1 protein-coding gene is annotated in these 610 nt (G+C 45.4%); it reads left to right on the top strand.

Features of this window, described 5'->3' with window-relative positions; all coding sequences use genetic code 11:
* A partial coding sequence (locus EAO36_RS08345; protein WP_459562066.1) for a putative barnase/colicin E5 family endoribonuclease occupies positions 1 to 610 on the top strand: 610 nt, incomplete at both ends.

Raw genomic sequence — 610 nt, 5'->3', positions numbered from 1 at the left:
CGCCTTTGGAGAGAATTTTAAAGAATTTGCGCTTAAGGGGAAAGAGGCGGTTAGCAAGCTTTTAAAAGAAAAACGCGGGCAAGTAGCCGGGGCGTTTTACCGCCCAGACTTAGGCGAGAGTGGGGGGTATATTGATCTAGTGTGGGGAAGTGTCAAAAACAAAGAAGGCAAAATAGAAGGACACGGCCTAAGCAAGATTGTAGAGAAACACCTTGAGGACTTTAGCCCTTTTGCAGGGGATACGCCTTTGGAGAAGTTGGGTAATGGGTTAGAGGAAATCATAAGAAATGGGGACATTGTTAAAAGACAGGGCAGGACAGAAGCCTACAACATAGAGCATAACGGCTTTATTGTGGGGATTAATAAGGGATATGACAAGAAAGGGGATAACTATTGGATTGTTACGGCTTTTGATAGAGCAACGCCCATTAGCGAGAAAACCCCTAAGACAGCACGCGCTAAGGATTTGACTAAAGGGGCGGACAATCTCCCTTTAAACTCTAAAGCCGACTCTACCACAACCCCCCTTAAAGCCCAAACCCCCAAGAGCGCAGAAGAGCTAATAGAGTCTTTAGCTGTGGATAACGCAACGGCTAAAAAGTATAATATG

The sequence above is a fragment of the Helicobacter mehlei genome, from assembly GCF_003660265.1.
Classification (GTDB): Bacteria; Campylobacterota; Campylobacteria; order Campylobacterales; family Helicobacteraceae; genus Helicobacter; species Helicobacter mehlei.
This window is presented reverse-complemented; position numbering and strand designations above follow the sequence as displayed.